The sequence below is a fragment of the Micromonospora sp. NPDC050495 genome (assembly GCF_040655175.1).
Taxonomy (GTDB): Bacteria; Actinomycetota; Actinomycetes; order Mycobacteriales; family Micromonosporaceae; genus Micromonospora.
This window is the reverse complement of the sequence record NZ_JBFAJK010000004.1, coordinates 180,102-205,898: the sequence shown is the minus strand read 5'-3', so window position 1 is coordinate 205,898 and position 25,797 is coordinate 180,102. Positions and strand designations below refer to the sequence as shown.

Annotated in this window: 20 protein-coding genes; 13 read left to right on the top strand and 7 right to left on the bottom strand. The window is 75.5% G+C overall.

From position 1 onward, the window contains the following. The first annotated feature begins 157 nt into the window (after window positions 1-157). Together AB0I11_RS07690 and AB0I11_RS07685 are read left to right on the top strand one after the other, a co-directional pair. Complete coding sequence (locus AB0I11_RS07690) at window positions 158-1,021, top strand: PspA/IM30 family protein (RefSeq protein ID WP_357314934.1); 864 nt, start codon at window positions 158-160, stop codon at window positions 1,019-1,021. A 17-nt stretch (window positions 1,022-1,038) separates the two neighbouring features. After that, the gene (locus tag AB0I11_RS07685; protein WP_357314931.1) at window positions 1,039-1,806 is read left to right on the top strand and encodes a hypothetical protein; all 768 of its coding nucleotides are present in this window, start codon (window positions 1,039-1,041) and stop codon (window positions 1,804-1,806) included. A gap of 15 nt (window positions 1,807-1,821) precedes the next feature. On the opposite strand, the gene AB0I11_RS07680 is transcribed toward AB0I11_RS07685, so the two are convergent. From AB0I11_RS07680 to AB0I11_RS07670, 3 genes are all read right to left on the bottom strand, one after another. Continuing rightward, the gene (locus tag AB0I11_RS07680) at window positions 1,822-5,436 is read right to left on the bottom strand and encodes a multicopper oxidase domain-containing protein (protein WP_357315105.1); all 3,615 of its coding nucleotides are present in this window, start codon (window positions 5,434-5,436) and stop codon (window positions 1,822-1,824) included. A 222-nt stretch (window positions 5,437-5,658) separates the two neighbouring features. Beyond that, the gene (locus tag AB0I11_RS07675) at window positions 5,659-6,459 is read right to left on the bottom strand and encodes a DNA-formamidopyrimidine glycosylase family protein (protein WP_357314928.1); all 801 of its coding nucleotides are present in this window, start codon (window positions 6,457-6,459) and stop codon (window positions 5,659-5,661) included. 154 nt (window positions 6,460-6,613) lie between these two features. Further along, on the bottom strand, window positions 6,614-7,402 hold the full coding sequence (locus tag AB0I11_RS07670) for an SAM-dependent chlorinase/fluorinase (protein WP_357314926.1): 789 nt from the start codon (window positions 7,400-7,402) through the stop codon (window positions 6,614-6,616). 100 nt (window positions 7,403-7,502) lie between these two features. On the opposite strand from AB0I11_RS07670, the gene AB0I11_RS07665 reads away from it, so the two are divergent. Beyond that, the gene (locus AB0I11_RS07665) at window positions 7,503-8,048 is read left to right on the top strand and encodes a hypothetical protein (RefSeq protein WP_357314923.1); all 546 of its coding nucleotides are present in this window, start codon (window positions 7,503-7,505) and stop codon (window positions 8,046-8,048) included. Here AB0I11_RS07665 and AB0I11_RS07660 read toward each other — a convergent pair. Together AB0I11_RS07660 and AB0I11_RS07655 are read right to left on the bottom strand one after the other, a co-directional pair. Next, entirely contained in the window at window positions 8,018-8,539 is a 522-nt protein-coding gene (locus AB0I11_RS07660) for a GNAT family N-acetyltransferase (protein WP_357314921.1), read from the bottom strand. The two genes, AB0I11_RS07665 and AB0I11_RS07660, sit on opposite strands and share 31 nt — an antisense overlap. Before the next feature lie 20 nt (window positions 8,540-8,559). Continuing rightward, window positions 8,560-13,197 carry an ATP-dependent helicase gene (locus AB0I11_RS07655; protein WP_357314919.1) on the bottom strand — a complete coding sequence of 1,546 codons (4,638 nt, stop codon included), beginning with the start codon at window positions 13,195-13,197 and terminating at the stop codon, window positions 8,560-8,562. 168 nt (window positions 13,198-13,365) lie between these two features. Here AB0I11_RS07655 and AB0I11_RS07650 point away from each other — a divergent pair, with 168 nt between their 5' ends. The 10 genes from AB0I11_RS07650 to AB0I11_RS07605 all read left to right on the top strand — a co-directional run bounded on the left by AB0I11_RS07650 (window position 13,366) and on the right by AB0I11_RS07605 (window position 23,793). Further along, window positions 13,366-13,731, top strand: coding sequence for a hypothetical protein (locus AB0I11_RS07650; protein ID WP_357314916.1), 366 nt, complete (start codon window positions 13,366-13,368; stop codon window positions 13,729-13,731). 116 nt (window positions 13,732-13,847) lie between these two features. Next, the gene (locus AB0I11_RS07645; protein ID WP_357314913.1) at window positions 13,848-16,691 is read left to right on the top strand and encodes a Na+/H+ antiporter subunit A; all 2,844 of its coding nucleotides are present in this window, start codon (window positions 13,848-13,850) and stop codon (window positions 16,689-16,691) included. Continuing rightward, window positions 16,688-17,170 carry a Na(+)/H(+) antiporter subunit C gene (locus AB0I11_RS07640; RefSeq protein WP_357314911.1) on the top strand — a complete coding sequence of 161 codons (483 nt, stop codon included), beginning with the start codon at window positions 16,688-16,690 and terminating at the stop codon, window positions 17,168-17,170. Before AB0I11_RS07645 ends, AB0I11_RS07640 begins: the two co-directional genes overlap by 4 nt. Before the next feature lie 175 nt (window positions 17,171-17,345). Then, window positions 17,346-18,854: a Na+/H+ antiporter subunit D gene (locus AB0I11_RS07635; protein ID WP_357314909.1), complete on the top strand. Its 1,509-nt coding sequence runs from the start codon at window positions 17,346-17,348 to the stop codon at window positions 18,852-18,854. Beyond that, window positions 18,851-19,474, top strand: coding sequence for a Na+/H+ antiporter subunit E (locus AB0I11_RS07630; protein WP_357314906.1), 624 nt, complete (start codon window positions 18,851-18,853; stop codon window positions 19,472-19,474). The genes AB0I11_RS07635 and AB0I11_RS07630 overlap by 4 nt, the downstream gene beginning before the upstream one ends. Next, the gene (locus AB0I11_RS07625) at window positions 19,471-19,734 is read left to right on the top strand and encodes a monovalent cation/H+ antiporter complex subunit F (RefSeq protein WP_357314904.1); all 264 of its coding nucleotides are present in this window, start codon (window positions 19,471-19,473) and stop codon (window positions 19,732-19,734) included. The genes AB0I11_RS07630 and AB0I11_RS07625 overlap by 4 nt, the downstream gene beginning before the upstream one ends. Next, complete coding sequence (gene mnhG, locus AB0I11_RS07620; RefSeq protein WP_357314901.1) at window positions 19,731-20,063, top strand: monovalent cation/H(+) antiporter subunit G; 333 nt, start codon at window positions 19,731-19,733, stop codon at window positions 20,061-20,063. The genes AB0I11_RS07625 and mnhG overlap by 4 nt, the downstream gene beginning before the upstream one ends. A gap of 162 nt (window positions 20,064-20,225) precedes the next feature. Next, the gene (locus tag AB0I11_RS07615) at window positions 20,226-21,581 is read left to right on the top strand and encodes a hemolysin family protein (RefSeq protein WP_357314898.1); all 1,356 of its coding nucleotides are present in this window, start codon (window positions 20,226-20,228) and stop codon (window positions 21,579-21,581) included. After that, window positions 21,578-22,642, top strand: coding sequence for a hemolysin family protein (locus AB0I11_RS07610; RefSeq protein WP_357314895.1), 1,065 nt, complete (start codon window positions 21,578-21,580; stop codon window positions 22,640-22,642). Before AB0I11_RS07615 ends, AB0I11_RS07610 begins: the two co-directional genes overlap by 4 nt. A gap of 221 nt (window positions 22,643-22,863) precedes the next feature. Continuing rightward, entirely contained in the window at window positions 22,864-23,793 is a 930-nt protein-coding gene (locus AB0I11_RS07605) for a sporulation protein (protein WP_357314892.1), read from the top strand. A gap of 58 nt (window positions 23,794-23,851) precedes the next feature. On the opposite strand, the gene leuE is transcribed toward AB0I11_RS07605, so the two are convergent. Beyond that, window positions 23,852-24,520, bottom strand: coding sequence for a leucine efflux protein LeuE (leuE, locus tag AB0I11_RS07600; protein ID WP_357314889.1), 669 nt, complete (start codon window positions 24,518-24,520; stop codon window positions 23,852-23,854). Beyond that, entirely contained in the window at window positions 24,517-25,764 is a 1,248-nt protein-coding gene (locus AB0I11_RS07595; protein WP_357314885.1) for a bifunctional pyridoxamine 5'-phosphate oxidase family protein/GNAT family N-acetyltransferase, read from the bottom strand. Before AB0I11_RS07595 ends, leuE begins: the two co-directional genes overlap by 4 nt. Window positions 25,765-25,797: the final 33 nt, after the last annotated feature.

Genomic DNA, 25,797 nt, shown 5'->3' with positions numbered 1-25,797 from the left:
CGCGCGCCATGGCCTCCGGTGGCGTTCGCCGCGTACTGTTGATCAGGGTCGTCCGGGTGCCGGGCTGGCGCCCGACTGGGACGATGGAGGCACACCGCGCGGCCCGCCCCTCGACCGGGGCGAGGTGACGCGACGCTACTGAGGGGACTGGGCGGAAATGGCGAACCCGTTCGTCAAGGGTTGGAAATACCTGATGGCGCTCTTCGGCGCGAAGATCGACGAGCACGCCGACCCTAAGGTGCAGATCCAGCAGGCCATCGAGGATGCCCAGCGGCAGCACCAGGCCCTGGTCCAGCAGGCGGCCGCGGTGATCGGCAACCAGCGTCAGCTCGAGATGAAGCTCTCCCGGCAGATGTCCGAGGTCGAGCAGCTCCAGGCCAACGCCCGGCAGGCCCTGGTCCTGGCCGACCAGGCCCGCGCCAAGGGGAACGAGACCGAGGCCGGGCGGTACGAGCAGTCCGCCCAGCTGCTCGCCAGCCAACTGGTCTCCGCCGAGCAGGCCACCGAGGACCTGAAGACGCTGCACGACCAGGCTCTCGGCGCGGCCGCCCAGGCCCGCAAGGCGGTCGAGAACAACTCGATGATCCTCCAGCAGAAGCTGGCCGAGCGCACCAAGCTGCTCAGCCAGCTGGAGCAGGCCAAGATGCAGGAGACCGTGGCCCGCTCGCTGGAGTCGATGTCCTCGCTCACCGCCCCCGGCAGCACGCCGTCGCTGAACGAGGTCCGCGACCGGATCGAGCGCCGGTACGCCGACGCGATGGGCCGGGCCGAGCTGGCCGGCAACTCCGTCGAGGGCCGGATGCTGGAGATTCAGAAGGCGACCCTGGACACGGCCGGCTCGGCGAGACTGGAGCAGATCCGGGCGAGCATGGCCGGCGAGCAGCTCGCCGGCCGGCAGGACCGGCCCGCCGTCGGGCAGGGGCAGGGCGCCCCCGCCGACCCGGCGGCGGCCGCCCGGCTCGACGAGATCCGGTCCACCATGAGCCGGGAGCGCCCCACCGGCGAGAGCACCACCGGCTGACCCACGGGGAGGGGACGATGGCGGACGAACGGGCCCGACACTTCCGTCGACTGCGCCGGCTGCGGCGCTCCGCGAGGCGGTGGAGCGTGCTGGCCGGTGGCCTCGGTGGCGCCGCCGCCGTGCTCACCCCGTACGCCGGGCTGGGCCTGCCGGACGCGGCCTGGGCCGGCGCCGCGGGCAGCGCCATCGCGTTCGCCGCCTGGCGCTGGATCGATCTGCGGGCGCTCACGGCCGCACCGCCACCGCCCGCCCTCGACCCGGCCCAGGCCGCCGCCCGCTCCCGGGCCCGGCTGGTCGCCGCCGTCGAGCGGCTGCCCGTCGGTCCCGGCGTCCTCGCCGAGGTACGCCGGGTCCGGTCCCGCCTGGCGCTGCGCGGCACCGCCGCCGGCGAGGCGTGGGCCCGGCTGGACCGGGCGTCGTTGACCCTGGCCGGGATGGCCGGCCGGCTGAGCGGGCTGGCCGAGCCGGCGGTGCAGGAGGCGACCGAGGCCGACCACTCCCTGCGGGAACTGGCCTGGCGGGTGGCCAGCATCGAACGCGCCCTCCGGCTCGACCGGCAGGGGCCGCTGACCGAGGTGCACGCCACCCTCGCCGCCCAGTTGGAGAGCGGGGTCGACGCGTACGAGCGGCTGGTGGTGGCCGCCGCCGGCTACCTGGCCGAGGACACCCGCCCGGCCACCGAGCACCCGGCCGCCGCCCGGCTCACCGAGGCCACCGACCTGCTGCACGGGGTCGCCGCCGCGCTGGCCGAGCTGCGCCCCACCGCGCCGCTGCGCACCCCCTGAGCGCGTCCCGCCCGGTCAGTCCGGGGTGCGTACGGCGGTCACCGCCGTCCAGCCCGAGGCGCCGACGACGTTGTACGACCGGATCCGGTAGTGGTAGGTGGTGCCCCGGGCCAGCCCGGTGTTGGTGAACCCCCGACCGGTCACCGTGAAGGTCTCCACTCCCTGGCCGAAGGCCGGGTCGACCGACCGCTGCACCACGAACCCGGCGCCGGCGCCGGTGGGCGTCGCCGACCAGCTGAGAATGACCGTGGCGGTGTCCGGGGCGGGCGCGTTGGCCGCGGCGGTCACCCCGGTCGGCGCGGCCGGTCGGGGCGGGGTGGTCACCGTGGCGACCGTCGACCACGGGGACGCGGCGCCCAGATAGGTGGTCCGCACCCGGTAGTAGTAGGTGGTGTCCGGGGCGACGGCCGGGTCCAGGTGGGCGTCGCCGACCATGATGGCGGTGGTGCCCGGCCCGCTGCTGAACGTCGGGTTGGTGGCCCGCTGCACGTCGACGCCGGTGGCGAAGGAACGGTTGGCCCAGCGCAACGCCACCCGCAGCGGCGCGGCCGGCGGCACCGTCGCGGTCAGCTTCGCGGGCGCGGCGAGCTGCACCGACGCCGGGACGCTGTTCGACCAGGACGAGCAGCTCACCGCGTTCTCCGCCCGGATCCGGTAGTGGTAGGTGACCCCGGGCGTCACCGTGGCGTCGGTGTACCGGGTGGCGGTGGCCGCCACGGTGATCTCGGTCAGCCCGGCCGCGAACGCCGCGTCGGTGGCCCGCTGCAGCAGGTGGCTGGTGGCCGGCGGGCGGCTGCCGTTGCCGGTCCAGGTCAGCGCGATGGCCGGCAGTGCGGTGGCCGAGCCCGGCGCGGGGACGGCGGTGAGCCCGGTCGGGGCCTTGGGCGCCACCCGCAGCACCAGCGGCCGGCTCATGCCCTGATCGCGCAGGCTCGCCGCGCGGGTCCCCCAGCGGTACTCCCAGCCCAGGTTGACCAGCTGGTTCACCACCGTGGCCGGCCGCCCGTCGACCGGGCTGACCGGGCTGGCGTCCAGCCGCGCGCCGACCGGCCGGGTCGGGTCGAGCAGGCGTACGCTGTCGCCGATCTTGAAGGGGAGGCTGGGCGGGACGGGGCGCAGCGCCACGATCACGTCCTCCCGCGGGTTGACCCGGACCGTGTCCTTCCAGCCCAGCTCGCCCGGCTCGGGCGGGCGGATGGTGCCGTCCCAACCGACCCGGTTGACCAGTTGCACGTCGCAGCCCTCGACGTGCACCGGGTGGGTCCGCGGCGCGTCGCCGACGATGCGCCAGAGCTGGGTGCCGTCGGCCGGGCCGCCCAGCGCCGCCGTCGGGTCGGTGGCGTACAGCACCTCGGTGGCCGGGTCGGCCGGACCGAGCGGCAGGGTGGCCGGGGTGACCGGGCCGGCGAGCGGGTGTCCGACGCCGAGCCGCCCCACCGCCCGGCCGTGCCGGGGCTCGAAGACCTGCCCCACCGACTTCACCGCCAGCGGCAGGGTCACCGGGGCGGCCGCGCCGGGCGGGGTGAACTCGATCGTGGTGGCGCGCGCCGGGACCAGCGTCTCCCGGGACGTACGGGTGCCGAAGGCCGCGTCGTAGGCCGGCTGCGGCACGATCGGCGGGCGCTGGCTCTCCGCGTACGCGGCGGGCAGCCGGGCGGCGAGCCGGGCCAGGTCGTACGGCTCCGCCGGGGTCCCGGTGACCCGGAACTGGAGCAGGGTGCGGGTGTTCGGGCCGTACCCGGGCCGGGTGGTGGGCGGCCCGCCGGTGGCGGTCCGGTCCGGGGCGTCGGTGTGCTGGTCGTAGCGGGGGTCGAACCGGGGCAGCGGCGCCGGGCAGTCGTTGTAGAGGATCAGGGTGCTGCCCGGCGGGACGGTGGCGAAGTCGACCAGCACGTCGGCCCGCTCGCCGGGGGCGAGCAGCAGGGTGTGCCCGTCCACGTTGAGCGCGGTCGGGTCCTGCCGGTCGTACCGGAAGCCGATCGGGCGGTTCACCAGCAGCACCGGGGCGGGCAGCAGGCCCGCCTCGTTGCCGATCTGGATCAGGTCCGGGCCGGCCGCCCGCGGGTCGGGCACCCCGCCCTCGCGCCCGTCGGTGGGCCAGTACGCCGGGCGGCCGGTGGCCCGTACCGCCTCCACCATCGGCACCTCCCCGGCCTCCAGCTCGGCGGGTCGGCCGTCGTCGGTCCACATCGGCTCGTCCGAGCAGGCCCGGTAGAGCTGGAGGTTGAGGCTGCGGTCCGGGCAGGCGTTGAGGATCCGGAACCGGTACGCCCGCGGCTGCACCTCCAGGTACGGGTAGGCCGCCCCGTTGACCAGCGGGGTGTCCCCGTACGCCTCCGGCACCGCCGACGGGTGGGGCACGCCCGGCGCGAGCGGCGGCTCGTCCGGTTCGGCGACCGGATCGTGGTGCGGGTTGGGCACCGGGGCCACCCACGGGCTGCCGCCGCCGTCCGGGTCGTGCGTCCACGGGCCGTAGTCCCAGCGGCCGGTGGGGTTGCCGCCGGTGCTCCGGTAGGGGTTCTGCCGCGGCTGGTAGACGTGCGGGTGCCAGAGGCTGCCCTTGGCGCCCCAGCGGTCCCGGTCCCAGGTGGGGTCCGCCGCGGCGAGTTGGGCGTCGTCCGGCACGAAGGTCTTGTCCTCGATCACCAGCGGCAGTTGGTCGGCGGGCAGCACACCCTCGTCGACCAGCCGCTCCTCGGCCGGGTCGGTGAGCAGGTAGACGGCGAGCTGCCCGGCGTAGACGGTCAGCCGGGACAGCCCGAGGGTGTTGTCGCGCAGCCACATCAGCCGGCCGCTCTGCTCGTTCGGGAAGTACAGCGTGGTGGCGCCCGCCCCCGGCGGCGGCATGTCCGGCACCGGCGTGACACCCACCCCGGTCGGGTACGGGGTGATCTCGCCGGCCGGGGTCACCCACTGCCACGGGTTGCCGGCGCTGATCCAGCCGGTCTGCGCGCCGTCCAGGTGGGGCACGGCCCGGTTCTGCGGGTACGGCGCCGGGCCGTCCAGCGGACCGGTCCCGGCCCCGTCGAGCGTCTCGTCGACCGGCAGGAAGAGTTCCCCGGCCCGGCCGGTGGGGAGCTGGTTGATGAACTTGATCCGGACCGGCCGGCCGCGCCGTGCCATGATCACCGGACCGAGGTGCCAGGGCCGGTCCGGCGGGCCGACGGTGTTGTGCCCGGCCGGATCGGTGCCGAGGTTGAGCTGCCGGTAGCCGCGCAGCCGGGTGGCCGGCAGGTCCCGGTGCAGCCGCTGCGCGTACTCCTGCAACCCGATCTCGTAGTAGTCGCAGCCGGGCCAGGTGATGGTGTCCGGCACCGCGACCGGCAGCCGGGCGCCCGGCCCGGCGGTGCCCGGCGGGCCGGGCAGCGGCAGCGCGTCGACGAACTTGCGGATGCCGGTGCCGGGCACCGGGCGGCCGGCCGGGTCCAGCGTGGGCCGCGGCGAGCCGGCGAAGTTCGGCACCGGCCCGAAGCAGCGCGGCACCGCGGCCGGATCGAGGCTGGCCGGCGCGGGGGTCGCCGGCTCCTCCTCGGCGCTGCGGGTGGCGGGCACGGTGGGCGCGTGGTCCTCGGCGGTCCGGGCGGCGCGGTCCGCCCAGCCCGGTCGCTGGAGTCTGCGGAACAGGGCCATGGCTCTCCCCGGGATCGGGGCGCGCCCGCCCTCCACCCCGGCGTGCCGGGCGTACGCGCTGCTGACGATCGGTGAGCACTCCACCGCAGCATGCGACGCCGATCGGCGGCGACGGAAGTACCCAATCGTCCGTTTCTCGGGGGAAACTTGGCGGTTCGTGGAACTTCCACGGCTGGGCCGCCCGGTCGGCGGGGCGAAGCAGGTCTTCGGCCCGGACCGGAGTCAGGAGCGGTCCGGCTGGCACGCCGGACACCAGTAGGTGACCCGGTCGCCCAGCTCCTCCTTGCGGATGGCGGTGCCGCAGCGCCGGCAGGGCTGGGCGCGCCGGCCGTACACGTAGCTGGTCTGCCCCCGGTGCAGCGACCCGGTGGTGCTCTGCGCCCAGCGACCCCGGTTCGCGGCCAGCAGCCGCTGCGCCAGGGTGACCGTGCCGGCCAGGTCGGGCACCGCCCGCACCGGCGTCCACGGCGAGAGCCCGCGCAGGAACAGCACCTCGCACTTGTACAGGTTGCCCACCCCGGCCAGGTTGCGCTGGTCCAGCAGGGCCTCGCCGATGGTCTCGTCCGGGTGGGCGGCCAGCCGGCGGACCGCCTCGTCCGGGTCCCAGTCCGGCCCGAGCAGGTCCGGCCCCAACTGGCCGACCAGCGACCCCTCCTCGGCGGTCGGGATCAGCGCCAGCTCGTGCAGGTGGTAGCCGACCGCGACCGCACCGGGGGAGCGGAGCACCACCCGGATCAGGTGCGCCGGCCGGGCCGCCCACCGCTCGCCCGGGGCGTACGCCCGCCAGGCGCCGTCCATCCGCAGGTGCGAGTGCAGCGTCCAGTCCGCCCCGCCGGCCGCCGGCGCGGCGGTGAGCCGGAGCAGCAGGTGCTTGCCCCGGCTGGCCGACTCCCGGACGGTCCACCCGGCCAGGTCCGTGGTGGCGAGCTGCGGCACCCGGAACTCCGAGCCGGTGAGCCGGGCGCCGGCCAGGGCGCGCTGGAGGACCCGCGCGGTGTTCCAGACGGTGTCGCCTTCGGGCACCTCCCCATCCTCCCCCACCGCCCGCCGCCCCGCGCGCCCCCGGTCACCTGGGCGGACCCGGCCCCGCGCGCCGCCGGGTGTCCGCCCATGCCGCCGGTTCGCCGCGCGCGCCGTGGGCCGGATCGTCCGGGCCGGGCGGACGCGGTGCCGGCGGTCAGCCGCTCGCGCGGACGGTGACCAGATCGCCGGGGGCGAGGCCGAGCAGATCGGCGGCCCGGCCCCCGTGCACCGCCACCGCCACCAGGTCGGCGGAGTCGGCGAAGAGCACCAGCGCCCCGGCGGGAGCGTCCCCGAAGGTCCGGCCGCGCACGGCCGGCTGGTCCGCCACCAGCGGCCGGTCCCCGACCTCGTCGAGCAGCCCCGGCTCCGCCGCGAGCTGCACGTTGCCGAAGTGGTCGACGGTGAGCACCTCGGCCGTGAACCCGCCGGCCACCCGGCGCAGCACCGGTGGTGGCAGCCGCACCAGCGTGCCCGGATCCACCGGTGGGCCGGCGTCGGCCGGCGGCGCCCCGCCGGCCAGCCGGGCCGCCACCGGGGCGAACACGTCCCGGCCGTGGAAGGTGCGGGACACCCGCGGCGCCAGCCAGCCCGGGTCGGTCAACTCCACGGCCGAGCTGACCCCGCCGAGCGCGGTGGCCGCTGGCAGCAGCAGCCCGTTGTCCGGCCCGACGAGCAGACCACCCGGGGTGACCAGGGCGACGCCGCGGCGCGCGGTGCCCACGCCCGGGTCGACCACTCCGATGTGGACGCCGGACGGCAGGTGGGGCACGGTCTGGGCGAGCACGGCGGCGCCCCGCCGGACGTCCCCCGGCGGCACCAGGTGGGTGATGTCGATCACCCGGGCGGCCGGCGCGATCCGGGCGATCACCCCGTGGCAGGCCGCCACGAATCCGTCGCTCAGGCCGTAGTCGGTGGTCAGCGAGATCCAGGCGGTCGGGGTCATGCCGGCAGGCTAGCGGCTGGGCCGGGCGCCCCGGACCGGCATCCGCGACCGACCGACCGGCCGGTGCCGGGCCGGCGGAGGCGTCCGGCACACTGCCGGGGTGACGAAACGCCTTCGCCTGTTGTCGACCGCCGCCACCGTTCTCCTCGCCCTCGGGCTGACCGCCTGCGGCAAGGACTCCGCCGACCGGGACGGCGGAGCCTGGGCCGACGGCCAGTCCAAGGCGCCGGCGACCAGCCCGGCCGCGCCGGACGAGGGGCCGAACGCGGCCGAGGGTCGCCCGAAGGGCAAGCCGACGGAGAGCCCGTCCACCCCGCCCTTCACCATGCCGACGAAGGCCGACGGCGCCCCGTCCGCCCGGCGGGTGGTGGACGCGTTCAAGGCCGCCGGCCTGGCCGTGCCGAACCTCCGGGACCGGACGAAGGACTGCGGGCCGGACGGCAAGGGCATCGGCTGCGCGCAGCTGGTCGCCACCGACGCCGTCTCCGTGTACGTCTTCCCCGACGAGGCCTCGGCCACCAACCAGACCGCGATGTGGGGCAGCGACGCCTTCCGCAAGGGGGCGGTGGTGCTGAGCTACCTGGGCACCCGGACCTCCACCACCGAGCGGAAGCGCTACGACGAGGTGCTCACCAAGCTCGCCTGAGCCGGGCTCAGCCGCCGCTCCAGCCGCAGCTCGTCGTGGAGCGGGATGCGGTCGGCGCCGGCCAGCGGGATGCTCGGCTTCAGCGCGCGGGCGCGGTCCACCGCGCCCGCGTCCACCCCCACGAGACGCAGCCCCCGACGTTGGTAGAAGCGCAGCGCGGCGAGATTGTCGTTGGTCGTGACCAGCCACAGCCGGTCCGCCCCGGCGGCCACCGCCACCGCCTCGGCTCCGGCCAGCAGGGCGGTGCCGGCGCCCTGCCCCCGGCCGGTGGCGGCCAGGCTCACCACCTCCAGCCCTTCGGTGTCGAGCCGGTAGACCAGCGCGCCGGCCAGCTCGCCCGCCCCGTCCACGGCCACCAGGGTGGGCAGCTCCCGCAGGTCGTAGCGGGTGTCGTGGACCACCACGTACGGGCCGCCCCATTCGCGCCCGTGCAGCGCCGCCAGCCGCTCGCGGTCGCCTGGCTCGGCGGGTCGCACCCGGATCGGCCCCATCGAGCTGTCCTTTCTCGTCGTCAGCCGCGCAGGCGCAGGCCGCGTGGGGTGGCGCGGAAACCGGCGGCGGTCAGCGCGTCGCGCAGCGGCGACGAGTGCACCGCCTCGCCGTCGGCGCGCTCGACCGAGATCGCCCCGAGCGCGCCGGAGTGCACCGCGTCGGCGAGCGCCTTGCCGCCCGCGGCGAGCACCTCCGGGTCGTCGGTGAAGGAGAGGATGGTGCGCCCGCCCCGCTCCACATAGAGCACGAGGTCGCCGCCGATCAGCACGACCAGCGCGCCGGCCTTGCGACCGGCCCGGTGCCCGGTCGCCGGGGCGGATCCGTCGCCGGAGTCGACCACCCGTTCCGGCCAGGGCAGCGCCGCGCCGTACGGGTTGGCCGGGTCGGTGGCGGCGAGCACCACGGCCGCCCCACCCCGGCCCCGGGCCTCACCGGCCGGGTCGGCCAGGGCACGGATCCGGTCGACCGCTCCGGGCACCGCGAACTGCGCCGCGCCCAGCCCTTCGACGAAGTAGCCGCGCCGGGCCGCGCCGCGCTCCTCCAGGGCGGCCAGCACCGGGTAGACCGCCGCGAAGCCGCCGGTCACCTGCTCGGCCATGACCGCACCCCGGGTCACCACACCGTGCCGCTCCAGCAGCAGGTCGGCCAGGGCGGCGGCCCGGCGGGTGGGGTCGAGGTCGCGCTCGGGCAGCCGCGACCAGCGGCCGGCCACGGTGGGCGGCCCACCGCGGCTGGGCAGCGCGACCCGGCCGGGCCGCCGGTAGCGGGTCCGGGGCGCGGCCGGCCGGGACCGGTGCGCCCCGCCGCCGCCGAGCACGGCCCGCAGCGGCGCGAGGGTGTCGTTGGTGAGGTGACCGGCCCAGACCAGATCCCAGACCACGCCGGCCAGCGCGGTGTCGTCGGTGGCGCCGACCCGGTCGGCGAGCGAGCGGAAGAAGAGCGCCTGCCCGTCGCCGAGCGCGTCGAGCACCGCCTCGTGCAGCGGGGTGAGCGCCAGCGCCTCCTCCGGCGGCGCGAGCAGCAGCGGTGCGACGTCCGCGTACGCCAGGGTGACCCAGCCGTCCCCGCCGGAGATCGCGCCGGAGCCGGCCCAGACCACCTCCCCGCTGGCGCAGAGCTCGTCGAGCTGGGCGGGGCTGTAGTCGGCGACCCGGGCGGGCAGCACCAGCCGTTCCAGCGCCGAGGCGGGCACGGCGGCCCCCTGCAACTGCTCGACGGCGGCGGCCAGTGCCTCCACTCCCCGCGCCGACGAGCCGACCTGCTGCCAGCGGGGCAGGAAGGTGGCCAGCGCCCGGGGCGGCACCGGCTCGATCTCCCGGCGCAGCGCGGCGAGCGAACGGCGGCGCAGCAGCCGTAGCACCTCGGCGTCGCACCACTGGGTGCCGACGCTGTCCGGGGCGAACTCGCCGGACACCACCCGCCCGGTGGCGGCGAGCCGGCGCAGCGCCTGCTCCACCACGAAGACGCCGAGCCCGAACCGGGCGGCGCAGGTCGCCGTCGCGAACGGGCCGTGGGTGCGGGCGTACCGGGCGACCAGGTCGCCGAGCGGGTCGGCCACCGGCGTCAGGTACGCCTCGGCCACCCCGACGGGCAGCGCCACGCCGAGCGCGTCGCGCAGCCGGGCGGCGTCCTCCACCACCACCCAGCGGTCCTCGCCGGCGATCCGTACCCGCAGCACCCGGCGGGCCGCGGCCAACTCCGCCAGCCAGCCGACCGGCGCACCCCGCTCGGCCAGCTCGGCGTCGCCGAGGTCGCCGACCACCCGGAGCAGCTCGACCACGTCCTCCGCGTCGCGGGGGCGGCGCTGCTCGGTCAGCCAGCGCAGCTGCCGCTCGGTCTCGGCGAGCACCGCCGGGTCGAGCAGCTCCCGCAGGTCGACCCGGCCGAGCAGCTCGCCGAGGAGCCCGGAGTCGAGGGCCAGCGCGGCGGCCCGGCGCTCGGCCAGCGGCGCGTCGCCCTCGTAGAGGAACGCGCCGACGTAGCCGAAGAGCAGCGAGCGGGCGAACGGCGACGGGCGCTCGGACTCCACCTCGACCAGGCGGACCTTGCGGGCGGCCAGGTCGCGCATCAGCCCGGCCAGGGCCGGCTGGTCGAAGACGTCCTGGAGACATTCCCGGGCGGCCTCCAGCGTCACCGGGAAGTCGGCGTACTCGCGGGCCACGTCGAGCAGTTGGGCGGCGCGCTGGCGCTGCTGCCAGAGCGGCTGGCGGCGGCGCGGATCGCGGCGGGGCAGCAGCAGGGACCGGGCCGCGCACTCGCGGAACCGGGACGCGAACAGCGCGGAGGTGCCGACGGACTCCTCGACCAACTGGGTGATCTCGTCGGGCTCGAAGACCACCACGTCGGCGCCGGGCGGGGTCTCGGCGGTGTCCGGCAGCCGGACCACGATCCCGTCGTCGGAGGGCATGACCTGGGCGTCCACCCCGTAGCGCTCGGCGAGCCGGCGGCCGATGGCCAGCGCCCACGGCCCGTTGACCCGGGCGCCGAGCACCGAGTGCACGGCGAGCCGCCAGTCGCCCAGCTCGTCGCGGAACCGCTCGACCACCACCGTGCGGTCGTCGGGCAGCGACCGGGTGGCCGCCTGCTGCTCGCGTAGGTAGGCCAGCAGGTTGCCGGCGGCCCAGTCGTCCAGCCCGCCGGCCCGCAACGCGGTCACCGCGTCGGCGTCGGACTGGCGCACCAGCGCCCGGACCCGGGCGCCGATCGCCCGGCCCAGCTCGACCGGGCGGCCGAGCTGGTCGCCCTTCCAGAACGGCATCCGGGCGGCCTGGCCGGGAGCGGGGGAGACCAGCACCCGGTCGGGGGTGATCTCCTCGATCCGCCAGGACGACGAGCCGAGCAGGAAGACGTCGCCGACCCGCGACTCGTAGACCATCTCCTCGTCCAGCTCGCCCACCCGGGCGGCGCGTTCCGCGCCGGCCAGGAAGACGCCGAACAGGCCCCGGTCGGGGATGGTGCCGCCGCTGGTCACGGCCAGGCGCTGCGCGCCGGGCCGGCCGGTGAGCACATCGGTGGCCCGGTCCCAGACCAGCCGGGGGCGCAGCTCGGCGAACGCGGTCGACGGGTAGCGCCCGGAGAGCATGTCGAGGACCGCGTGCAGCGCCGAGTCGGGCAGCTCGGCGAAGGGAGCCGCCCGGCGGACCAGCACGGCCAGGTCACCCACCCGCCACGGCTCCAGGGCCACCATGGCCACGATCTGCTGGGCCAGCACGTCGAGCGGGTTGCGCGGGTAGTGCAGCTCCTCGATCGCGCCGGTGCCCATCCGTTCGGCGACCACGGTGCAGGAGAGCAGGTCGCCGCGGTGCTTGGGGAAGACCACGCCCCGGGAGACCGCGCCGACCTGGTGCCCGGCCCGGCCGACCCGTTGCAGGCCGGCGGCGACGCTGGGTGGCGCCTCGATCTGCACCACCAGGTCGACCGCGCCCATGTCGATGCCCAGCTCGAGGCTGGAGGTCGCCACCACGGCCGGGAGCTGGCCGGACTTCAGCGCCTCCTCGATGTGCTTGCGCTCCTCCCGGGAGACGCTGCCGTGGTGGGCCCGGGCGATCACCGGCGGCGCGCCGGCCGCGGCCCCGGACTGGGCCATCACCTCCGCGGGCTGCCGGGGCGCGCGCAGCGGCCCGACCGGCCCGCCGAACGCCTCCGCGCCGCGCGGCCCGCCCGGGCCGCCGTCGCCGTCCGGGCCGGCCGACGCCGCCAGTTCCTCGGCGGCCAGCTCGTTCAGCCGGGCGCAGAGCCGCTCGGCGCTGCGTCGGGAGTTGGTGAAGACGATGGTCGACCGGTGTGAGCGGATCAGCGCGAAGACCCGTTCCTCCACGGCGGGCCAGATGGAGGCGCGCCGGGGCCCGAGCCCGCCGAGCTCGTCCTCGGGCGGTTCCTGCTCGTCGAGGCGGGTCATGTCCTCCACCGGGACCTGGACGCTGACCTCGATGGTCTTGCTGCTGGGCGGCTGCACCACGTCGACCGGGCGGGCCCCGCCGAGGAAGCGGGCGCAGGCGTCGATCGGCCGGATGGTGGCGGAGAGGCCGATCCGCTGGGCCGGCGCGTCGAGCAGGGCGTCCAGCCGCTCCAGGGAGAGCGCCAGGTGGGCGCCGCGCTTCGTGCCGGCGACCGCGTGCACCTCGTCGACGATGACCGTCCGGACGCCGCGCAGCGAGTCCCGGGCCGCGGAGGTGAGCAGGAGGAAGAGCGACTCCGGCGTGGTGATGAGGATGTCCGGTGGGGTGCGTGCGAAGGCCCGCCGCTCGTCGGCCGGGGTGTCGCCGGTACGCATGCCGACGGTGATGTCGGGCGGGGCGAGGCCGAGCCGGGTGGCGGCCTGCCGGATCCCGGCGAGCGGGGCGCGCAGGTTGCGCTCGACGTCGACGGCGAGCGCCTTGAGCGGGCTGACGTAGAGCACCCGGCAGCGGTGCCGGGCCTCGGCCGGTGGCGGCTCCTTGGCCAGCCGGTCGAGCGACCAGAGGAACGCGGCCAGGGTCTTGCCGGAACCGGTGGGGGCGACGACGAGGGCGTTGCGGCCTGCGGCGACCGATCGCCACGCGCCGGCCTGGGCGGCGGTCGGCGCGGCGAAGGCGGCGTCGAACCACTCCCGGGTGGCCGCGCCGAACTCGGCCAGCACCGCCCTGCTCCGGGTCACCTCGTCCGCCACGTCCCCCATCCTGCCCCGGCGGTCCGACAATTGGCCCCCGGGCGGGTCCGGTTCTTCCGGGCTCGATGGCTTGCGCGTCAAATGAGGTGTTACTAGCGTTAAGTCTTACTTAACTGCTTGCTTGTACGGCACAACATAAAGTAACTTCACCCGCAACGCAGCGGCAGGGAGGCATGGATGAGCGTCGAGGAGCGGGGCTCGGGAGCCGGCACCGACGTGCTCATCCGGAAGGTCGACGGCCACCTCGCCGCGCTCCGCGCCGGCCTGCACGGCCCCGAGCTGCAGCTCGCCGAGGAACTGGCCCACTGTCTGCGCGAACTGGTCGTCGCCACCGCCGGATCCAGCGCCGCCGACCGAGGGCTGGTCCGCGCCGCCGTGCACTACTTCGTCCTGCGGCGGGAGAGCCGCGGCGCCCAGCTGCCGGTGCGCTCGCTGGCCGCCGCGCAGCGGGTGGTGAACAAGGCCGTGCTCCAGCTCGGCCGCCCCGACCTGCTGGTGGAGACCCGCCGCGACCGCACCGCCGCCGACCCCGCCCTGCGCTGACCCGGGGCGGGCGGCCGGGACGGGTTTCCGGAAAAACGCCCGGCGGCGGGCGATCTGACGTCTGATCGGTCTGGCCGCGGCGTGCCCGCGCGCGGCCACCTCGACCTGGAGTACCCGTGCTCGTCCTGCTGATCCTGCACCTGGTGGCGGCCCTGGTGGCGCCGCTGCTGGTGCGCCGGTGGGGCCCGCGCGCGTGCTACCCGCTCGCCGCCGCACCGGCCGCCGCCGTCGGATGGGCGATCGCGCACACCGGCGCGGTCCGGCACGGCGGCGCGGTGGTCGAGACGTACCCCTGGATCGCCCAGCTCCAGCTCGACGTGGCGCTGCGGGTCACCACCCTGTCCTGGCTGATGATGCTGCTGGTCGGCGGGGTCGGCGCGCTGGTGCTGGTCTACTCCGCCCGCTACTTCCACACCGGCTCGATCGGGCTGGCCCGGTACGCGTCCATCATGGTCGCCTTCGCCGGCGCCATGATCGGCCTGGTCGTCTCCGACGACCTGCTGCTGCTCTACGTCTTCTGGGAACTGACCACCGTCTTCTCCTACCTGCTCATCGGGCACAGCACCGAGCGCCGGTCCAGCCGCTGGGCGGCCGTCCAGGCGCTCACCATCACCACGCTGGGCGGGCTGGCCATGCTGGTCGGGTTCCTGCTGCTCGGCCAGCACGCCGGCAGCTACCGCTGGTCCGTGATCACCGCGGTGCCGCCGCCCACCGGCGGGTACCTCGTCCTCGCCGTGCTGCTCGTCCTCGCCGGGGCCCTGGCGAAGTCCGCGGTGTTCCCGTTCAACGCCTGGCTGCCGGTGGCGATGGCCGCGCCCACACCGGTCAGCGCGTACCTGCACGCCGCGGCGATGGTGAAGGCCGGGGTGTTCCTGATCGGGCTGCTCGGCCCGGCGCTGGCCCCGGTCGGCCCGTGGCGGCCGGTCACCGTGGTCGCCGGGCTGATCACCCTGGTCGCCGGCGGCTGGGCGGCGCTGCGGCAGACCGACCTGAAGCTGCTGCTGGCGTACGGCACGGTCAGCCAGCTCGGCCTGCTCACCGTGGTGCTCGGCGCGGGCACCCCGCAGGCGGCCCTCGCCGGCGTGGCGATGCTGCTGGCGCACGCGCTGTTCAAGGCGGCGCTCTTTCTCGTCGTGGGCCTGCTCGACCACAGCGCGGGCGGCCGCGACCTGCGGGAACTCTCCGGCCTGGGGCGTTCCGCGCCGGTGCTGGCCACGGTCGCCGCGCTGGCCGCCGCGTCGATGGCCGGGCTGCCGCCGCTGCTCGGCTTCGTGGCCAAGGAGGCCCTCCTCGCCGCGTTCACCGACCAGCCGCTGGTGCTCGCGGTCCTGGTCGCGGGGACCGCGCTGACCGTCGCGTACAGCATCCGCTTCGTCTGGGGCGCGTTCGCCTCCCGGCCCGGCGTGCCGACCACCGACCTGACGCGGCCACCCGCCGCGATGCTCGTACCCCCGGCCCTGCTCGCCGTCGCCGGGCTGGCCGCCGGCCCGGCCGCCGGCTGGATCGGTGGGCTGCTCGACCCGTACGCCGCGCGGTTCGGCCCGGTCGAGGAGCACCTGGCGCTCTGGCACGGACCGACCGCGGCGCTCGGCCTGTCCGCCGTCGCGGTGGCCGGCGGCGTGGCGTTGCACCTGGTCCGAGGCCCGCTGGCGCCCGCGCTGTCCCGGCTCCGCTTCCCGGTCAGCGGCAACCAGGGGTACGAGTGGGTCACCCACCGGTTCGACTGGTTGGCCATCGAGGTCACCGGCGCCACCCAGCGCGGCGCCCTGCCGCAGTACCTGGGCACCATCCTGCTCAGCCTGGTGCTGGTGCCCGGCATGGTCATGCTGACCACCCGGCCGTGGCGGGTCGGGCTGGCGGTCTGGGACAGCCCCGTCCAACTGGTGGTGTGCGTGGTGATCGCGGTGGCCGCGCTGATCGCCGTCGGGGCCCGGCGTCGACTCACCGCGATGCTGCTGGTCGGGGTCACCGGCTACGGCACCGCGATGATGTTCGTGCTCTACGGCGCGCCCGACCTGGCGCTCACCCAGTTCCTGGTGGAGACCGCCACCATCGCGGTGTTCGTGCTGGTGCTGCGCCGGCTGCCGGAACGTTTCTCGGCCCGGCCGCTGCGCCGCAGCCGCTGGGTGCGCCGGACGATCGGGCTCGCGACGGGACTGGTGGTGGCCGGCCTCACGCTGGCCGCCGCGGGCGCCCGCCGGTTCCCGTCGATCTCGCTCGCCTTTCCCGACCTGGCGGTCGCGCAGGGCTACGGCCGCAACGTGGTCAACGTGACCCTGGTGGACATCCGCGCCTGGGACACCATGGGGGAGCTGTCGGTGCTGGTGGTGACCGCGACCGGGGTGGCCAGCCTGATCTTCGAGCGGTCCCGCACCGGGCCCCGGCCGCGCCGCCCCCGGCCGGCCGCTCCCCGCCGCGACGGGCCGACGGTGTGGCTGCGCGGCGGCAACACCCTGCACGCCCGGCGCCGCTCGATCGTCTTCGAGGTGGTCACCCGGCTGATCTTCCACACCGTGCTGCTGCTCTCCCTGTTCCTCCTCTTCAGCGGGCACAACGCGCCCGGCGGCGGGTTCACCGGCGGGCTGGTCGCCGGCCTCGCGCTGACCGTCCGCTACCTGGCCGGCGGCCGGTACGAACTGGCCGAGGCCGCGCCCGTCGGGGCCGGAACCGTGCTCGGCGCGGGGCTGGGCGTGGCGGTCGGCGGCGGGGCGCTCGGGCTGCTGCTCACCGGAGACGTGCTGCAGAGCGTCAAGGTGGACTTCTGGCTGCCCCTGGTCGGCCACGCCTACGTGGTCACCTCGCTCTTCTTCGACATCGGCGTCTACCTGGTGGTGGTCGGGCTGATGCTGGACATCCTGCGCAGCCTCGGCGCCGAGGTGGACCGGCACGTCGAGGCGGCCGGCGAGCCGGCCCGCGGCCTCGCCGTGCAGCCGGAGGGGGGACCGGAGGTGTCGCCGTGAGTCGGGGCGCCGCGGGGCCCACCCTGGTCCTGGTGATCGCCGTCGGGGTGCTCGTGGCCACCGGCGTCACGCTGGTGCTGGAACGCAGCCTGACCCGGATCCTGCTCGGGGTCATCCTGCTCGGCAACGGGGTGAACCTGCTGATCCTGCTCGCCGGCCGGTCCGGCGCGGCGCCGCTGGCGGGCACCGTGCCGGCCGCCGAGATGAGCGACGCGCTGCCGCAGGCCATGGTGCTCACCGCCGTGGTGATCACGTTCGGGCTGACCGCGTTCCTGCTCGCGGTGGCGTACCGCAGTTGGTACCTGACCGGCGACGACGAGGTGCAGGACGACCTGGAGGACCAACAGGTCGTCCGGCTCGCCGACCGCAACGAGGTGGCCACCGCGGACCTCGGCGGCGAGGGGCCGGACAACGACCCCGAGCAGGTGGACCCCGAGCCGGCACTGCGCCGGCTGCGCCGCCGCGGGAAGCACCCGTGAGCGCGAGGAGTGAGCCGGTCCTGCGAGCCCCGCAGTCGCGAACAGAGATGGGCCCCGTGAGCGCGAGGAGTGAGCCGGTCCTGCGAGCCCCGCAGTCGCGAACAGAGATCGGCCCCGTGAGCGCGAGGAGTGAGCCGGTCCGGCGAGCCCCGCAGTCGCGAACGACGGTGACGCCGTGAGTCCCGCCCTGGTGCCGCTGCCGGTGGTGGTGCCGCTGCTCGGCGCGGCGCTCACCCTGATCCTGGCCAACCGGCCCCGGTTGCAGCGGTCGGTCAGCGTGCTCGGGCTGCTCACCACCTTGGCGGTCGCGGTGGCGCTGCTGGTCGAGGCGTACCGGCACGGGCCGCTCGTGGTCCAGGTGGGCGGCTGGCCGGCGCCGGTCGGCATCGTGCTGGTGGCCGACCAGTTGGCGGCGCTGATGCTGGTGGTGTCGGCCGCGGTCACCCTCTGCGTGCTGCTCTACTCGATCGGGCAGGGCCGGGGGGAGACCAGCGAGGCCGCGCCGGTGAGCATCTACCACCCGACCTACCTGGTGCTGACCGCCGGGGTGACCAACGCGTTCCTCGCCGGGGACCTGTTCAACCTCTTCGTCGGCTTCGAGATCCTGCTGGCCGCGAGCTTCGTGCTGATCACCCTCGGCGGCACCGAGGTGCGGATCCGGACCGGTTCGACGTACGTGGTGGTCAGCATCATCTCCTCGATGATCTTCCTGACCGCGGTGGGCCTGGTGTACGCGGCCACCGGCACCCTCAACATGGCCCAGCTCGCCGGCCGCCTGGACGCGCTGCCGGACGGCGTACGGCTGATGTTGCAGCTGATGCTGCTGCTCGCCTTCGGTATCAAGGCGGCGGTCTTCCCGGTCTCCGCCTGGCTGCCGGACAGCTACCCGACCGCGCCGGCCCCGGTCACCGCCGTCTTCGCCGGCCTGCTCACCAAGGTCGGCGTCTACGCGATCATCCGCACCGAGACCCTGCTCTTCCCCGGCGGCGAGGTCGCCAACCTGCTCATGGTGGTGGCCGGGTTGACCATGCTGGTCGGCATCCTCGGCGCGGTGGCCCAGTCCGACATGAAGCGGCTCTTCTCATTCACGCTGGTCAGCCACATCGGCTACATGATCTTCGGGGTGGCGTTGAGCACCGTCGCCGGCCTCACCGGGGCGATCTTCTACGTGGTGCACCACATCACCATCCAGACCACCCTCTTCCTGGTCGCCGGCCTGGTCGAGGAGCGGGCCGGCAGCACCGACCTGCGCCGGCTCGGCGGGCTGGCCCGGGTCGCCCCGCTGCTCGCGGTGCTCTTCTTCGTGCCGGCCATGAACCTGGCCGGCATCCCGCCGTTCTCCGGTTTCCTCGGCAAGCTCGGGCTGCTCCAGGCCGGCGTGGCGGCCGGCGGGACGCTGCCCGGGGTGCTCGTCGGCGCGGGCACGCTGACCAGCCTGCTCACCCTCTACGCCGCGTCCCGGGTGTGGAACATCGCGTTCTGGCGGGCACCCCGGCTGGCCGTCACCGACCGGCCGGCCCGCCTGCCGAAGCTGATGGTGGGGGCCACCGCCACCCTGGTGGCGCTCGGCGTGGGGCTCACCCTGGCCGCCGGGCCGCTGTTCCGGGTCACCGCGGACGCCGCCACCGACCTGCGCGAGCGCACCCCGTACGTGCGGGCCGTGCTGCCGCCGGAGGCCCGGTGAGCGCCGACCGGGCCGCGTCCCCGCCGCCCGGTGGCGGGGCCGTCCGGCCGCCGACCGGGTGGCGCGGATGGCGTGGGCGGCGGCGCGACCAGGCCGCCGCGCTCGGCTGGCTGGTGGCCATCTGGCTGCTCCTCTGGGGCGACCTCTCCTGGGCCAACCTGCTGGGCGGCGTCGTCATCGGCGTGGCCGTGCTGCTGTTCTTCCCGCTTCCGCCGGTGACCTTCGGCGGCCGGCTGCGCCTCGGCCCGCTGCTGGTCCTGACGGTCACCTTCGTCGGCGAGCTGATCAGCGCCAGCGTGCACGTGGCGGCCATCGCGGTCCGCCCCGGATTCCGGCCGCGCGGCGCGATCATCGGGGTCCCGCTGCGGATCCGCACCGACCTCAACCTGGCCCTCACCGCCGAGGTGATCTCCCTGGTCCCGGGCACCCTGATCGTGGACGTGGACCGGGAGAAGGGCGTGCTCTACGTGCACGTGCTCGACGTGCGCGGCCCGGAAGACCTGGCCGGCAGCCGGGAGCGGATCCGCGACGTCGAGCGGCGCATCGTCCGCGCCGTCGGCTCCGCCGAGGAGGTACGCCGGCTGCACACCGGACCCGACGACCGGAGGACCCGACCATGACCACGCTGCTCGCCGTCGCGCTGACCGGACTGTTCTCGGCCACCGCGCTGCTCGCCCTGGCCCGGATCTACCGCGGGCCGTCGCTGCTGGACCGGATCGTCGGCGCCGACCTGCTGCTCTCCACCATGCTCGGCGCGGTCGGCGCGGAGGCGGCGATCAACCGGCACGCCGCCACCCTGCCGGTGCTGGTGGTGCTCTCCCTGCTGGGCTTCGTCGGCTCGGTGTCGCTGGTCCGGTTCGCTGTCCGGGAGGAGGTGTGACGGGCACCGTGGCCGACTGGCTGGGCGGGGCCTGCCTGCTGGCCGGCGCGCTGCTCAGCCTGGCCGCCGGCATCGGGGTGATGCGCTTCCCGGACGTGCTGAGCCGGATGCACGCCGCCACGAAGCCGCAGGTGCTCGGCGTGCTGCTGCTGATCGCCGGTCTCGCGCTGCGGCTGCGTACCGGCTCGGACCTCGGCATGATCGTGCTGGTCGCGATCTTCCAACTGGCCACCGCCCCGGTGTCCGCCCAGATGATCGGGCGGGCCGCGTACCGGTCCGGGCGGATCGACCGGGACCTGCTGGAAGCCGACGAGCTGGCCGGGCGGTGAACCGGACGAGGAGCGGGCTTCCCGGCACCCTCAGCGAACGTCCAGCGGTCACCGATAAAATGGCTGCATGATCGACTCCTCTGCCCAGGAGGGCAGCAGTAGCCGGCCGGGTCATACCCGGCATCCACTCGCCCCGACGGACCCGGGAGCCCTGAACCTCCCGTGCTGATCCTCGTGGGCCTCGCCCTCATCATCGTGCTCACCGCCGCCACCGGATACTTCGTGGCGCAGGAGTTCGGCTACGTCGCCGTGGACCGGGGCAAGCTCAAGCAGCTCGCCGACGGCGGCGACCAGCCGGCCGCCCGGGCCCTGGAGGTCACCGGGCGGCTCTCCTTCATGCTCTCCGGCGCCCAGCTCGGCATCACCGTGACCGCCCTGCTGGTCGGTTACGTGGCCGAGCCGTACCTGGGCGCGGGGCTGGCCGACCTGCTCGGCCTCGCCGGGCTCTCCACCACCGTGGCGCTGCCGCTGTCGGTGGCGCTGGCCCTGGTCATCGCCACCGTGGTGCAGATGGTCCTCGGCGAGCTGGCCCCGAAGAACCTGGCCATCGCCCGGTCCGTGCCGCTGGCCCGGGCGCTGGCCCGCTCCACCCTGATGTATCTGCGGGTGGCCGGCCCGCTGGTCACCCTCTTCGACCGGGCCGCCGTGCGGCTGCTCCGCCGGGTCGGCATCGAGCCGATCGAGGAGCTGCCCAGCGGTGCCACCCCGGAGGACCTGGAACAGATCATCGCCGAGTCCCGGGAGGAGGGGCACCTGGACGCCGCGATGTCCGACCTGCTCGACCGGGGTCTGGACTTCCGGGAGCTGACCGCCGGGGAGGCCATGGTGCCCCGGGTCGACGTGCACACCGTACGGGCCGACGAGCCGGTCAGCCGGGTCGTCGAGCTGCTCGACACCGGCCACTCCCGGTTCCCGGTGCGCGGCGCCGAGGGCGTCGACGACCTGGTCGGCGTGATCGGCATCGCCGACGTGCTCGGGGTGCCCCCGGCGCGGCGGGCCACCACCCGGGTGGGCGCGGTGGCCGTACCCCCGTTGCTGGTGCCCGAGACGCTGCCGCTGCCGACGGTGCTGGACCGGCTGCGGGTCGGCCACCGGCAGCTCGCCTGCGTGGTCGACGAGTACGGCGGCTTCGCCGGCGTGATCACGCTGGAGGACATCGCCGAGGAGCTGGTCGGGCCGATCCGGGACGAGGACGACCCGCCGGAGCGGGCCCCGGCCCGGCAGGACGACGGCTCCTGGGTGGTGCCGGCCCGCTGGCGGATCGACGAGGTCGCCGACAGCACCGGCATCGCGCTGCCCGAGGGGCCCGAGTACGACACCCTCTCCGGCCTGGTCATGCGGGAGCTGGGCCGGGTGCCCGAGGTGGGCGACCGGCTGGAGATCGCGCTGGCCGCCGACGGGGAGGAGTCGGCGCACGAGCCGCGCGCCCTGGTCGAGGTGCTGGCCGTGGACCGGCACGTGGCCGATTCCGTCCTGCTGCGGATGACCGCGGGCGAGCGTCCGGAGGACCTGGCATGAGCCCCGGTTTCGCGCTGTTCTTCTCCGTGGTGCTGCTGGCGCTCAACGCGTTCTTCGTGGCCGCCGAGTTCGCCCTGGTGGCGGCGAAGCGCTACCGGCTGGAGCAGCTGGCCGCCGGTGGCGGCCGGGCGGCCCGCGCCGCGCTGGACGGGGTACGCGAGCTGAGCCTGATGCTGGCCGGCGCGCAGCTCGGCATCACCCTGTGCACGCTTGGCCTCGGTGCGCTGGCCGAGCCGGCCATCGAGCACCTGCTCAGCCCGCTGCTGCACGCCGTCGGGCTGCCGCTGGCGGTCAGCCACGCGGTGGCGCTGGTGTTCGCGCTGGCGCTGGTGACCTTCCTGCACCTGGTGGTCGGCGAGATGGCCCCGAAGTCGTGGGCGATCACCGACGCGGAGCGCTCGGCCACCCTGCTGGCGCTGCCGTTCCGGGCCTTCGCCCGGGTGGCACGCCCGGTGCTGTCCGCGCTGAACGCGCTCGCGAACGCCGTGCTGCGGCTGGTGGGCGTACGCCAGCAGGACCAGCTCGCCCAGGTGCACGGCCCGGACGAGCTGCGCATCCTGCTGGAGCAGTCCCGCGAGCACGGGCTGCTCGGCGCGGAGCAGCACCAGATGCTGACCAGCATGCTGGAGTTGCAGGGCACCACGGTGGCGCAGGTGATGGAGCCGTTCGACCGGATCGTCACGGTCCGCCGGGACGACCCGGCCGAGCGGATCGAGCACGTCTCGCGGGACAGCGGCCGGTCCCGGCTGGCCGTGGTGGACGCCGGCGGCGAGGTCTGCGGCCTGGTGCACGTCCGCGAGGCGGTGCGGGCGGTCACCACCGGCCGCCCGGCGATCGCCGACGAGCTGATGACCCCGGCGTTCACCCTGCCGGCCGAGGCCTCGGTCACCGAGGCGGTGGCGGCGATGCGGGGCCGGCAGGCCCAGTTGGCGCTGGTCCGCAACGGCGGCGGCCCGACCCGGCCGATCGGTTTCGTCGCCCTGGAGGACCTCCTCGAGGAGGTCATCGGCGAGTTCGACGACGAGACCGACCCGGTGCCCCGGGGCCGCCGGCTGCGCTGACCACCTCCCTTCCGTCCTTCCGTCCGGCCGCCGGGTCGCCACGATCCGGCGGCCGGCTCGTCTCCGGCCGCGCCGGCGCGCGCTCCGCCGGGGGCATCCGATCCGTCTCCGGGTGCGTTCGTTGTGGCTGGAGCGACGACAAACGCACCCAGACGGCGGGCCGGGCAGGAGTGGCCGCCGGGCCACCGGGAATGCCGGCGGGTCGGGGAGGGGGTGCGGGGGTGCGGCTGACCGGGGTGTCGTCGGAGTCGGTGTGGACCGGGCTCTCGGTGAGCACCACGCTCACCAGCCCGAGCACCCGCCCGGGTCTGCGCCTGCCCGGCCGGGTGACCCTGACGGCCGGCGGCACCGATGTCCCGGTCCGGCACGTCCGCCTCGGGCTGGTTGCCCAGGCGGAGCCGGCGGACCCGGAGGCGCCCCGCCGGCTGGTGCAGTACCACCAGGTGCCGATCGCCGGCCGGTTCGTGGTGCCGGCGGGACGGCGGCGAGCGGTCGATTTCGCCCTCCCGCTGCCCTGGGAGACCCCGGTGACCGTGTTCGGTGGGGTGCCGCTGATGAGCCTGCGTACCGGCCTGCGCACCGAGGTGTCGGTCGACCCCGACCTCGATCAGGGGGCGATGGTGCCGGTCTTCGTGCACCCGCTACCCACCCAGCAGCACGTGTTGGCGGCGCTGGACACGCTGGGCTTCGTCATGCGGCAGGCCGGGCTGCAGCACGGCCGGCTGCCCGGGGTGACGCAGACGCTGCCGGTGCACCAGCGCCTCGGGTACTGGGTGGCCCCGCTCTACGCCGGGCCGATCACCGAACTGGAGGTGATCTTCGTGACGAACGCGGCCGGGCTGGAGGTGGTGCTCTGGGTGGACCGCCGGCTCGCCCTGGCCGGCGTGACCCACCAGAGCATCAGCCGGTTCCGGATCTGGCACGCCGGCGCCGACCGGCGGGACTGGGTCGCCACCGTGGACGGCTGGCTGCGGCACACCATCAACCGGCACGCGGCCGCCGCGGCGCACGCCGACTGGTCCGCCACGATCAGCGAGTCCGCGCACGTCAGCCGCCCCCCGGACGAGCCGGTGGCGCCGGGTTACGGGCTGGGCGGCACGGCCGGTGGCGCCGGTGTCGGCGGCGGCGGTGGTGGCGGCGACGGCACCTGAGGCCGGCGGCGCACTCCCGCCGCCGGCGGCCGGCGCGGGCGGCGAGCGGAGCCTCGGGTCAGCCGGAGGCGGTGGCGAGCTTGAGGCTGAAGCCGAGGAAGAGCACCGCCACGCCGGTGGTGGCGCCGGCGGCGAGCCGGCGGCGGCGCTGGAACTGGGCGGCCAGGAAGGTGCCCGCGAAGATCAGCGCGGACAGGTAGAGCGCGCTGGTCACCTGGGCGATCAGCCCGAGCAGCAGGAACGACAGCGCCGGCCAGGGGTACCCGGGGTCGACGAACTGGATGAAGAACGAGATGAAGAAGAGGATCGCCTTCGGGTTGAGCAGGCTGATCACCAGCGCCTTGCGGAACGGGCTGCGCAGCGCGGCCGGTTCCGCCGCGTCGATCAGCCGCGGCGCGGCCGGGTCGTTGCGGTCGCGCCAGCGCCGCCACGCGCCGCGCAGCATGGTCAACCCCACATAGCCGAGGTACGCGGCGCCCGCGTACTTGATCACCAGGAAGAGCGGCGGGTACGCCTTGAGCAGCGACGCCACCCCGGCGGCGGAGAGGACCATCAGCACCGAGTCGCCGACGAACACGCCGCCGGCGGCCCGGTAACCGGTGCCCACACCCCGCCGGGCGGCGGTGGAGAGCACGAAGAGCGAGTTCGGCCCGGGCAGCAGCACGATGGCCACGGTCCCCAGCACGTACGTCCAGATGTCGGTGATGCCCAGCACGCCGGACATCATGCCGCCGGGGCCGCCGCGGGGCGAAGCCTTTCCCGGAGCTTGACCTGTGCGTTCGGCCACTCCTCGGCGAGCATGGAGTAGAGCGCGGACTGCCGCCAGCTGCCGTCGGCGCGGCGCCGGTTGGACCGCAGCGTCCCCTCCCGGGTGGCGCCGAGCCGCTCGATGGCCCGCTGCGAGCGCTCGTTGAGGGTGCTGGTCTGCCAGGTGACCCGGATCGCGTCCAGCTCCTCGAAGGCCCGGGTGAGCAGCAGCAGCTTGGCCTCGGTGTTGATCCCGCTGCGCCACCACGGCTTGCCGAGCTGGGTGTAGCCGATCTCCACGGCACGCAGTTCGGGGTCCGGCTCGTGGTAGGAGGTGGTGCCCACCACCGCCCCGGTCACCGCGCAGCGCTGCACCCAGGGGGTCCGTACGCCGCGCCGGTTGGCGTCGAGCGCGGCCCGGAGGTAGCCGGCCATCTCCGCCACGCCGGTCGGGCGCGGGCTGCCGACGTACCGCCAGACCTCCTCGTCGTCGAGGGCGGCGTACAGCTCCTCGGCGTGGGACTCGTCCAGCGGCTCCAGCACGACGTGCTCGCCGCGCAGCACCACCGGCTCCAGCCAGGGCGAGCGCTCCGCCCGCAGGTACGCCGGCAGCGGCGCGCTGACCCCGGCGGCCGGCTCCGGCGGCCCGGGGGTGAGCCGCAGCGGCACCACCCCGGCCCAGTACGGCAGGTCGAGGTCGGCCGGGTCGTCGTTGACGCCCCCGGTCCGGGTGCGGACCGACACCTCGCGCAGCGGCAGCGCCAGCACGGCCGTCTCGGCCAGTTCCCTGCGGCTCGGCGGCCGGCTGTCGGTGGACCGGCCGGTCGCCACCTTCTCCACCAGCGCGGTCAGCACGGCGGCCTTCTCCCGCTCGTCGGCGACCAGGCGGGCGGTGCCGTGGGCGACGACCGAGCGGTAGTTGGCGCTGTGGTGGAACTGGGACCGGGCGTAGATCAGTCCGTCGAGCAGGGTGACCGCGACGCAGACCGGCAGCCCGGCGTCGCCCCGCGCGGCCAGCAGCGGGCGGCTGCCGGTGGAGCCGTGCAGGTAGAGGGTGTCCCCGAGGCGCACGTGCAGGGTGGGCAGCACGCGCGGCTCGCCGTCCACGGTGAACCCGAGCGCGCAGTGGTAGGCCTCGTCCAGCACGGCGTGGGCGGCAGCCTCGTCGTAGCTCATCCGGTCTCGCGTCCGGGTGGCGGTGGTCCGTTCGGTCCGGGGGTACATGTGACATCCCACCTTTGTTCTAGTACAATCTCC

Coding starts and splice junctions, on each gene's coding strand:
- AB0I11_RS07595 (WP_357314885.1), bottom strand. CDS start 25,764: ATGTACCCCCGGACCGAACGGACCACCGCCACCCGGACGCGAGACCGG.
- AB0I11_RS07650 (WP_357314916.1), top strand. CDS start 13,366: ATGAGCGTCGAGGAGCGGGGCTCGGGAGCCGGCACCGACGTGCTCATC.
- AB0I11_RS07690 (WP_357314934.1), top strand. CDS start 158: ATGGCGAACCCGTTCGTCAAGGGTTGGAAATACCTGATGGCGCTCTTC.
- leuE (WP_357314889.1), bottom strand. CDS start 24,520: ATGATGTCCGGCGTGCTGGGCATCACCGACATCTGGACGTACGTGCTG.
- AB0I11_RS07660 (WP_357314921.1), bottom strand. CDS start 8,539: ATGGGGCCGATCCGGGTGCGACCCGCCGAGCCAGGCGACCGCGAGCGG.
- AB0I11_RS07685 (WP_357314931.1), top strand. CDS start 1,039: ATGGCGGACGAACGGGCCCGACACTTCCGTCGACTGCGCCGGCTGCGG.
- AB0I11_RS07680 (WP_357315105.1), bottom strand. CDS start 5,436: ATGGCCCTGTTCCGCAGACTCCAGCGACCGGGCTGGGCGGACCGCGCC.
- AB0I11_RS07625 (WP_357314904.1), top strand. CDS start 19,471: ATGACCACGCTGCTCGCCGTCGCGCTGACCGGACTGTTCTCGGCCACC.
- AB0I11_RS07655 (WP_357314919.1), bottom strand. CDS start 13,197: ATGGGGGACGTGGCGGACGAGGTGACCCGGAGCAGGGCGGTGCTGGCC.
- AB0I11_RS07670 (WP_357314926.1), bottom strand. CDS start 7,402: ATGACCCCGACCGCCTGGATCTCGCTGACCACCGACTACGGCCTGAGC.
- AB0I11_RS07610 (WP_357314895.1), top strand. CDS start 21,578: ATGAGCCCCGGTTTCGCGCTGTTCTTCTCCGTGGTGCTGCTGGCGCTC.